Source organism: Methanospirillum sp. (assembly GCF_035560735.1).
In the GTDB taxonomy this organism is placed as follows: Archaea; Halobacteriota; Methanomicrobia; order Methanomicrobiales; family Methanospirillaceae; genus Methanospirillum.
The window spans coordinates 1-7,399 of the sequence record NZ_DATMYY010000140.1 but is presented as its reverse complement, the minus strand read 5'-3'; the positions used below and the strand labels follow the sequence as shown (position 1 = coordinate 7,399).

10 protein-coding genes are annotated in these 7,399 nt (G+C 45.5%); 4 read left to right on the top strand and 6 right to left on the bottom strand.

The annotated features are described in order from the left end of the window. Positions 1-35: 35 nt before the first annotated feature. Positions 36-551 carry a HepT-like ribonuclease domain-containing protein gene (locus tag VN429_RS04315; RefSeq protein WP_325630168.1) on the top strand — a complete coding sequence of 172 codons (516 nt, stop codon included), beginning with the start codon at positions 36-38 and terminating at the stop codon, positions 549-551. Positions 552-554: 3 nt separating this feature from the next. On the opposite strand, the gene mptA is transcribed toward VN429_RS04315, so the two are convergent. Next, the gene (mptA, locus tag VN429_RS04310; RefSeq protein WP_109969993.1) at positions 555-1,532 is read right to left on the bottom strand and encodes a GTP cyclohydrolase MptA; all 978 of its coding nucleotides are present in this window, start codon (positions 1,530-1,532) and stop codon (positions 555-557) included. Positions 1,533-1,838: 306 nt separating this feature from the next. Here mptA and VN429_RS04305 point away from each other — a divergent pair, with 306 nt between their 5' ends. Then, positions 1,839-2,450 (top strand): translation initiation factor IF-2 subunit beta, encoded by a 612-nt coding sequence (locus tag VN429_RS04305; RefSeq protein WP_325630165.1) that lies wholly within the window; start codon positions 1,839-1,841, stop codon positions 2,448-2,450. A gap of 15 nt (positions 2,451-2,465) precedes the next feature. Here VN429_RS04305 and VN429_RS04300 read toward each other — a convergent pair whose 3' ends face one another. Genes VN429_RS04300 through VN429_RS04280 form a run of 5 tightly spaced genes read right to left on the bottom strand, consistent with a single transcriptional unit; the run spans position 2,466 to position 6,858 of the window. After that, entirely contained in the window at positions 2,466-2,741 is a 276-nt protein-coding gene (locus VN429_RS04300) for a DNA-directed RNA polymerase subunit L (RefSeq protein ID WP_109969992.1), read from the bottom strand. A gap of 46 nt (positions 2,742-2,787) precedes the next feature. After that, positions 2,788-3,510 carry an MBL fold metallo-hydrolase gene (locus tag VN429_RS04295; RefSeq protein ID WP_325630162.1) on the bottom strand — a complete coding sequence of 241 codons (723 nt, stop codon included), beginning with the start codon at positions 3,508-3,510 and terminating at the stop codon, positions 2,788-2,790. 5 nt (positions 3,511-3,515) lie between these two features. Then, the gene (locus VN429_RS04290; RefSeq protein ID WP_325630160.1) at positions 3,516-4,796 is read right to left on the bottom strand and encodes an ATP-binding protein; all 1,281 of its coding nucleotides are present in this window, start codon (positions 4,794-4,796) and stop codon (positions 3,516-3,518) included. A gap of 59 nt (positions 4,797-4,855) precedes the next feature. Further along, a complete protein-coding gene (map, locus tag VN429_RS04285; RefSeq protein ID WP_325630158.1) occupies positions 4,856-5,731 on the bottom strand; it encodes a type II methionyl aminopeptidase in 876 nt (291 codons plus the stop codon). Next, on the bottom strand, positions 5,728-6,858 hold the full coding sequence (locus VN429_RS04280; protein WP_325630156.1) for a M24 family metallopeptidase: 1,131 nt from the start codon (positions 6,856-6,858) through the stop codon (positions 5,728-5,730). Before VN429_RS04280 ends, map begins: the two co-directional genes overlap by 4 nt. Before the next feature lie 59 nt (positions 6,859-6,917). Between VN429_RS04280 and VN429_RS04275 the strand changes: the two genes are divergently transcribed. Together VN429_RS04275 and VN429_RS04270 are read left to right on the top strand one after the other, a co-directional pair. After that, positions 6,918-7,145 (top strand): hypothetical protein, encoded by a 228-nt coding sequence (locus tag VN429_RS04275; RefSeq protein WP_325630154.1) that lies wholly within the window; start codon positions 6,918-6,920, stop codon positions 7,143-7,145. Between the two features lie 11 nt (positions 7,146-7,156). Next, the coding region (locus VN429_RS04270) for a hypothetical protein (protein ID WP_325630152.1) at positions 7,157-7,399 on the top strand (243 nt) is incomplete at its 3' end.

The window sequence follows — 7,399 nt, the reverse complement described above, 5'->3', positions numbered from 1 at the left end:
GCTTATCCTGATCCCTGCCCAACTACCTGAGAGATATGAGTAACGATCTCACTTCAGAACAGGGTAAAATCATATCAGATATCTATCAGTATCTTGGAGATGCCAGGAGTATTAGTCTTCAGCAGACACGCCAGGATAAGGATCGTCGAAATTTTTATGCGTTATCGATGGTATTGTTTGCTCTTTCAAACCGCCTGATTGATCTAGGGAGAGAGACTGTGTACTATCGGGGATATGCAAGTCCTGAAGAAGAGATACGAAATAAAGCAATATTCAAGCGTCTTTCAGATTATGATGTGATCGATCCGGCGACCCGTCAGGATCTTATCATACTCGTAAATTTTCGGAATCAGTGTTCACATCATTTCCATGAAGTAACAAAAGAAGATCTAAACGAGATAATTGAGTCACTTCCTAGGTATGAGGCTTATGTCACTGTCATACGTAATGAACTCAACCGGACGGGTATGATTACCCGGAAACAAATGATTCTTGCTACCGGGATAATACTGCTAATTTGTATCCTTGTTGTAATTTTTCTTTTAGGATGAGATTCAGGAGTTCTCTCCGTTGATCTCATCTGATAACTCTGCAATTGTGGCCTGCCTCTCTGCAAAAGCATCGTGTTGATGAATACTTTCTTCGTTGTCTTGTGCTATTGTCACAACCGAGTCACCTGGAAGGTCACCAAACTCGGCGTGAACACGGCGTGCCATCTCCCGAACACAGTCTTCAACAAAACGCGGGTTTTTGTGTGCTGCAAGAACTACATGCCCCTCGTCACCCCGTTTAAGAAGTTCGAAGATGGGGGTGCTCATTGACTGCTTTAATATCTTGATGATCTTATCAAGTGGAACATGGCTCTCATCATCAGTCTCAAGGGAGAGGAATCCCCTTCCCCGTTGATTGTGGGTAGCCATCGGGACTTCATGGAAAAACTTCTCAATAGTTTCGGTATCAATATTGAGCCCTTCCATGACTTCTCGTGCCCGTTCCTGCATGATATTCTGAGCACAGGGACAGGCAGTCATCCCGGTAACCTCAGCCCCGATGCTTTTACGAACAATAGGGTCTTTAAAGGTTCTCTTGGCTATTGCACTGGCAAATACCTTTACAACCTCCTGACATATTGTCCGTGTAACCGGGGTCTCGCCGGCAACCATGAACTCACTTCGCATAAGGACTTCTGTCCTGTCCGCATACTCATGCTTGTCGAGAAGTTTTCTGGCTACCATGCTGCATAGTTCTTCGATCTCTTTGACTTCTCCTTCAATTGCCTGCTGGAGTACTTCATCAATCACTTCAAAATTCCGTGAAAGATTTGCTCCTTTAAGGCTTCCTGGCAGGTCAACAAAGATATCAAAGTTTGATATAAATATGACCGGGCGCTTTCCTGGACGGGATACCTCCACCATCTTTTTGACGTTTTTAACGCCCACCCGTGTGAGATTAATTCTTACGTCCGGGGTGGTGGATTGTACATCGGGAAGTTCCCTGACAAAGGCCCGCTCTGCATTTTTTGTTATGATCATCGCTCCTGTCTTATGGTAGGGATTGAGCTGGTTCCTACATCTGAGTACTGGAGATACTAATAGGTTGTCTATTGTTCAGTTTGAAAAAAAGAGCATAAAATAAGATCTAACTGTATCATGGGGAGTAAATAGTGATAGAGGCACGTAAATTTCTGGATGAAGGTATTATTGTTTTTAGCATGTTTTTATTCTAGTGGGGATACTCGGTGAGATTTGCTGATAAAAAAGTTTCATCGCAAAAAACCGTGAGTAATACTTGGTGAAGGCCTTATATTTATCCCGTTTCCGGGAGAAATGATAAGTACCATGGTCGATTTATATGAGGCCCTGCTACATAAGGCATACGAGGAGGTGACTGAGCCCTCCGAGGATGGTGAGCGTTGGTCATATCCTGAACCCCGAATTACAATCGAGGGCAAAACGACCATCCTTGAAAATTTCACCGATATTGTCAGTGCTCTCCGCCGTGACCCTGATCATCTCATGAAGTTCTTCCTTGGCGAACTTGGTACAGCCGGAAAGATCGATGGGAACAGGATCATATTAAATGGAAAATTTGAGGAGTCAATGTTCAGCCCCCTCATCAAGAGTTATGTTGATGATTATGTCATCTGCTCTGAGTGCGGCAAACCTGATACAAAATTGTTCAAGGATGATCGAGTTCTGGTAATCAAATGTGAAGCCTGTGGAAGTCATCGTCCGGTCAGGAAACGCAAAGCAAAGACTGAAATGGCAACCAGCAGCCTTGAGCCTGGAAACATTGTCGAGGTCAACATCGAGTCTACTTCACGTCGTGGAGATGGAGTCGCTAAGATCGGTAAGTACATTGTGTATGTAAAAGGTGCAAAACCAGGTCAGAAACTAAAAGTCAGGATAGCAAAGATATCTGGTTCGATTATATTTACAGAACAGCCATAAAGGCTGAAAATTAGGTTATTTTTTTACCGCTTCTACGTCCTTTAAAAGTTCATTACATGAAGCAGAGAGACGGTTGCATGCAGCGACAATCGGTGCGATCGGATCTTTTTTGTCATATGTCGTGACGGTAAGCACTGGATCAGAGAACTGGAATTCAATGACATAGTTTGCTACGTCAACAGTTGGATCCTTTTGAATCTCACTGATGAGGGCGTTCATGAACGTATGCCCCTGACCTATCAGGGTAATTTTAACCTTATCTTCACTCAGTTCAAGAACGGTTATATTCATTCCAGATTAGTGTGTCTTCAAAACTCATAAACTTACAGCCATCTCTTCAGAAGATGAATCGTTCACCGTCATAGCCCTGGTGAGGAAGGTTAAAGGGGAGGTAGTGGCTCATATGAACAACTCTGAAATCCTTTGCCTTGAGTTCCCCGGCAATATCTATTGCTTCTTCGTAGTTGAGATGCTTGGCAACTTTTTTGAAAGATGAAGGGAAGAGTCCGTCTATGAAGAGGAGATCCATCCCGGTTAAGAGTTTACGGGTCTTTTCAGGAAGGTGCTCATTTGTGTCTGATGTATATCCTATCCTGACCTTTCCATCAGAGAAGATTACTCCGCAGGTATACACATTTGGATGTGTGACTTCTACCAGTGTGAATTCAATCCCAAAAAGAGTGAATGGTGTGTAAACCTGAACTTCCTGTTTCTCATGGATGAGGAACTGGTAGATTTCCCCACAGTATTTCATCACGGCTGGTGCTGCATACACAGGTGGAATCCTCTGTACCCGGTAAAATTCCCCGAACCCCATAAAATGATCATAATGCCCGTGTGTCCAGATGACTGCATCTATCCGCGGTGATCCATTCTGTAACAATTGTCTTCTCAAATCAGGGGATGTATCGATGAGGATAGTGTTGCCATTATTTCTGATTAGAATTGAGGTTCGAAGCCGTTCGATCCCGTTCTTTTTTGCATAGGTACATTGTGTACAATCACACCCGACATGGGGCGTACCTACTGCATCGCCTGTACCGAGCAGGGTTATTTCCATCTGATTTATCCCTGACAGTTTTTGTTTCTGCTAGCATCCCTGTTCTTGATAAGATTCTGACCAGTTGTCAGATCCTCGTTTGTCAGTTGAGTTCTGCTATCTATGAGTGCGGTAAGTATCGCTTCACGGACAACCATCTTGAGATCTGCGCCTGAGTATCCATCAGTCTCTCGTGCCACCGCGCTGACCTCACATCCTGATGAAAATCCCTGAAGAAGCCGCTCCAGAATAAGTTGTCTCGTTGCCAGGTCTGGCAGATCAAAGGGAATAACTTCATCAAACCGGCGCCAGGCAGCTTCATCCAGCAGTTGAGGGTGGTTGGTTGCCCCTACCAAAAGCACATTGTTTCTGATAAGGCCTATCCTGTCAATGTTTTTGAGAAGTGCGTTTACTGCCCGTTTCATGGCTCCGTGATCGTCACCAATCCTGCTTTTTGCGAGGAAGTCAAACTCATCGATAAACAGAATGCAGGGAGATAGAGAACGTGCGACTTCAAAGATCCGGTCGATGTTCTTGGATGTCTCACCAAGGTACTGGGAGGTTACCATCGGGAGTCTCACCTCAAGAATTGGCATGTGGAAAACCCGGGTCAGAGCGAAAGCAAGAGATGTTTTTCCTGTTCCCGGTGGGCCAATAAAGAGCAGTTTTCCGATATCAAATACCTGGTGTGTCCTGAGAAATTCCAGGTTTTCTAATGCAACCTTCAGCTTGAGAATACGTTGAACCTGGTCAGATGTACAGATGATATCATCCAGAGTCTGCTCAACTTCTTCCGGAGCACTGATGATGATTAGATCAAGGCCAGCCCTTAATTTTTCATCATCTGCAAGCATCCTAGATATTCTGCGATCCAGCGACACCCTGCTGTCTTCAAACCTTGGGTTAATATCCCTGGTTGCACTATGTGAAATATCTGAGATAAGGTTGTTTGTTTCAGCATACCAGGCGAGAACAGGGTTTTTTCGTATTCGTTTCTCCCCATTGTGTTTGATAAACCAGTTAAATCCCGCCGGAAGGGTTGTTATTCTGAGCCGGTGTCCAAATTCTTCATACACCGTGAGTGGATGCTTTTCAAGTCGCAGATGGGCGTCAGGAATACCGAGAACCTTCTGTAGCGCGCTCTCCGAAACTACAACGGGTCCCCGTTCTCCTTCCATACTCTGAACGCCATATATCTCACGTGCAATGGGGGTTAGATCGTTTATATCCAGATTCTGATTCTGGTTAAATATCTCGGCCGCCAGAAGCAGTTCGATCAGGTCCAGGATCTCCTCGTCACGGGCCATGTCAATAACTCATATCGTTAGTGCTGATCACAGATGAACGTGTTATTTTTATTCAGAGGTTATGCAGTGGTCACTACGCACCCATCACTGGTGACAATCATGGTGTGTTCTGCCTGGGATACGTATGATCCTGGAACATCTGACAGGACCGGATATGCGTGAAGTACTCCTTCTCTGACAAGTCTCAGCAGGGAAAGGTCCGGCTTTGGTGTTTTAAGGTGTCTTCTTGCGAATGGAAGCCCGTTTAATGGTTCAATCTCTTTTAGGATCTTCCGCGATGTAGGCATTCTTACCGGCTTCCAGGCCATCTGTGAGAATATCTCAACACGCTTCTGGTCACTGACATAACCTGTACCTGTGGTGGCAAACGGTTCTATTGCAATTGCCATTCCTTCTTCCAGCACTGCCCCTCCTATTCCACCGACGTTTGGGACATTTGGTCCCATATGAAGTCTGAACTGGTCAAGTCCGTGTCCTGTAAGATTTGCAATCGGCCTGTATCCACGTGAGCCTATCTCTGCTGCCACAGCCGTTCCAAGTTCACCAATGGTAACTCCGGGTTTGACTCTGGCAATGGCTGCATCACGCGCAGCGATTGATGCATCCACCAGCAGGTTCTGGTCTCCAAGATCGACTGTTAATGCCGTGTCGGCGATATATCCATCCAGATGAACACCGAGATCCAGTTTTACCATGTCTCCTGCTTTGAATGTCCGATCATCCTCAGGTGAAGGTGTATCATGGGCTGCTGATTCATTCAATGAGATGTTCACTGGAAATGCCACTCCAAGACCTGCATCGATTACCATCTGTTCAACCTCTGTAGCGGTTTGTGCAAGTGACCCATCAGGTCTTATCAGGTCTGCTCCCTTTCGCAGGATGGTGGATGCCACCTTTCCTGCCTGTATATATCGTTCAAATATCTCTTCTTTCAAAAAATCATCTCCACTGGGAAATTTGTAAGCCGTTCAAAACCGCTTCTTGTGACCACTCCCATGTTCTCAATCCTGACCCCTCCTACTCCACGGTAGTAGAGGCCTGGCTCTACAGTAACAACATGTCCTTCTTTCAACTCTTCACCAGCTGGTGAGAGGCTTGGTTTCTCATGTACCTCAAGGCCTATTCCATGCCCAAGACTGTGAATAAACCCCTCCGTATCAGTTTTGAACCCCTGGTCATCGAAATAATCCCTGACCTTCTGGTAACATTCAGCCCCGCTTACACCAGCCGAAATCAGACTCTCTCCCAGGATCTCTGCATCGCGAACTGCTTCATATAATTCACAAACCCTCCCTGAAGGTTCTCCTTTTGAGACTGTTCTGGTCATATCTGCATGATAGCCACTCGTTTCACTTTTGGGAAAGAGATCAATCACGATAGGTTGATGAGCCTTGAGTTGTCCCTCTCCAGTACAATGAGGCATTGCAGTCTCTTCTCCACATGATACTATGGTGTCTTTGGCAACACACCCGCGAGAAAGGAGGATAGAATGAATGGTATACCGTATCAGTTCTGATGTAAGCGGTTTTTCGCCGTGCCAGAGTAGTCCGTTTCGTATTGTGGATCCCCTGATGAGGTTTATTCCGTGCTCCATTGCTTCTTCAGTCGCATTTTGCACAACTGATATGTGGCTGATCTCATCGCTGGTTTTTTGAGATCGCATCTGTGAGATTGTAGAATGTTCGTCAAGAAGGACTGGAATTTTTTTCTCAAGCGCCCGGGCTAGGGCAAGAGGAAACTGAGGGGGGACTATGACAGCCCCACCTGAACATCTCTCAATCAGAGAAGCTGTGATATTGAAGGGATCTTTTTCTGTTGCAATTATCTCCTGGTACCCGGCCTGCTGCCTGGTAATACATTGCGCGATTGATTCACGTTCTGCCCGGTCGGCTTCCATGATCGGTAGGATCATGATGGGTTTTTCCCCTCTTTTTTTTATGACCGGAACAGGATCGTTGGTGACAAAATGGGTGAGGTAACGCATATCTGGGTCATCAGATGAGGCAAACAAACAGTATGCGGATGTACCGGACCGAAGAATAAGATCATCGAGGTAGTCCATCCTCTACACATTGCTGATGAGACCACAAGTACTTTTATGATAAAATTGATGTATGAATAATGAACGAGTCTGCTAAAGAGCAGTTTAAATGGAAATTCTGGCACATAGCAGTAATTTTGAACGGAGTAATCCTCTTCTTTGCTGTCGGAGTAATCGCCCTGTTTCTCTTCCCCCCGCAATGGAGGGTTCCAGGTTCAGTTGTTTCTCTCCTTATCGCACTACTTCTCACGATAATTTTCAGAAGGCAGTATCTGAAGACAAAAGAATGGCTTGATAAGAATGCTTGAGTGAACTGCCCATGTTAAAGAAAATAAAAGGGGATATTGAATTAATCGGCAGGCATCTTGAAGTTCTGTCTATTGTAGCGCAGCATCAGCCGATAGGCATCATCAAATTGTCTGAAGTCATGAACGTTCCTCAGCACCGGATACGATACTCGCTCCGGGTCATGGAAGGGCTTGGATATATCCGCGCCTCTCCTACCGGTGCTGTGGCTACCGAAAAAGCTGATGAGTTGTTCACGAGTTTGGACACTGATATT

Coding starts and splice junctions, on each gene's coding strand:
- VN429_RS04315 (WP_325630168.1), top strand. CDS start 36: ATGAGTAACGATCTCACTTCAGAACAGGGTAAAATCATATCAGATATC.
- mptA (WP_109969993.1), bottom strand. CDS start 1,532: ATGATCATAACAAAAAATGCAGAGCGGGCCTTTGTCAGGGAACTTCCC.
- VN429_RS04305 (WP_325630165.1), top strand. CDS start 1,839: ATGGTCGATTTATATGAGGCCCTGCTACATAAGGCATACGAGGAGGTG.
- VN429_RS04300 (WP_109969992.1), bottom strand. CDS start 2,741: ATGAATATAACCGTTCTTGAACTGAGTGAAGATAAGGTTAAAATTACC.
- VN429_RS04295 (WP_325630162.1), bottom strand. CDS start 3,510: ATGGAAATAACCCTGCTCGGTACAGGCGATGCAGTAGGTACGCCCCAT.
- VN429_RS04290 (WP_325630160.1), bottom strand. CDS start 4,796: ATGGCCCGTGACGAGGAGATCCTGGACCTGATCGAACTGCTTCTGGCG.
- VN429_RS04280 (WP_325630156.1), bottom strand. CDS start 6,858: ATGGACTACCTCGATGATCTTATTCTTCGGTCCGGTACATCCGCATAC.
- VN429_RS04275 (WP_325630154.1), top strand. CDS start 6,918: ATGAACGAGTCTGCTAAAGAGCAGTTTAAATGGAAATTCTGGCACATA.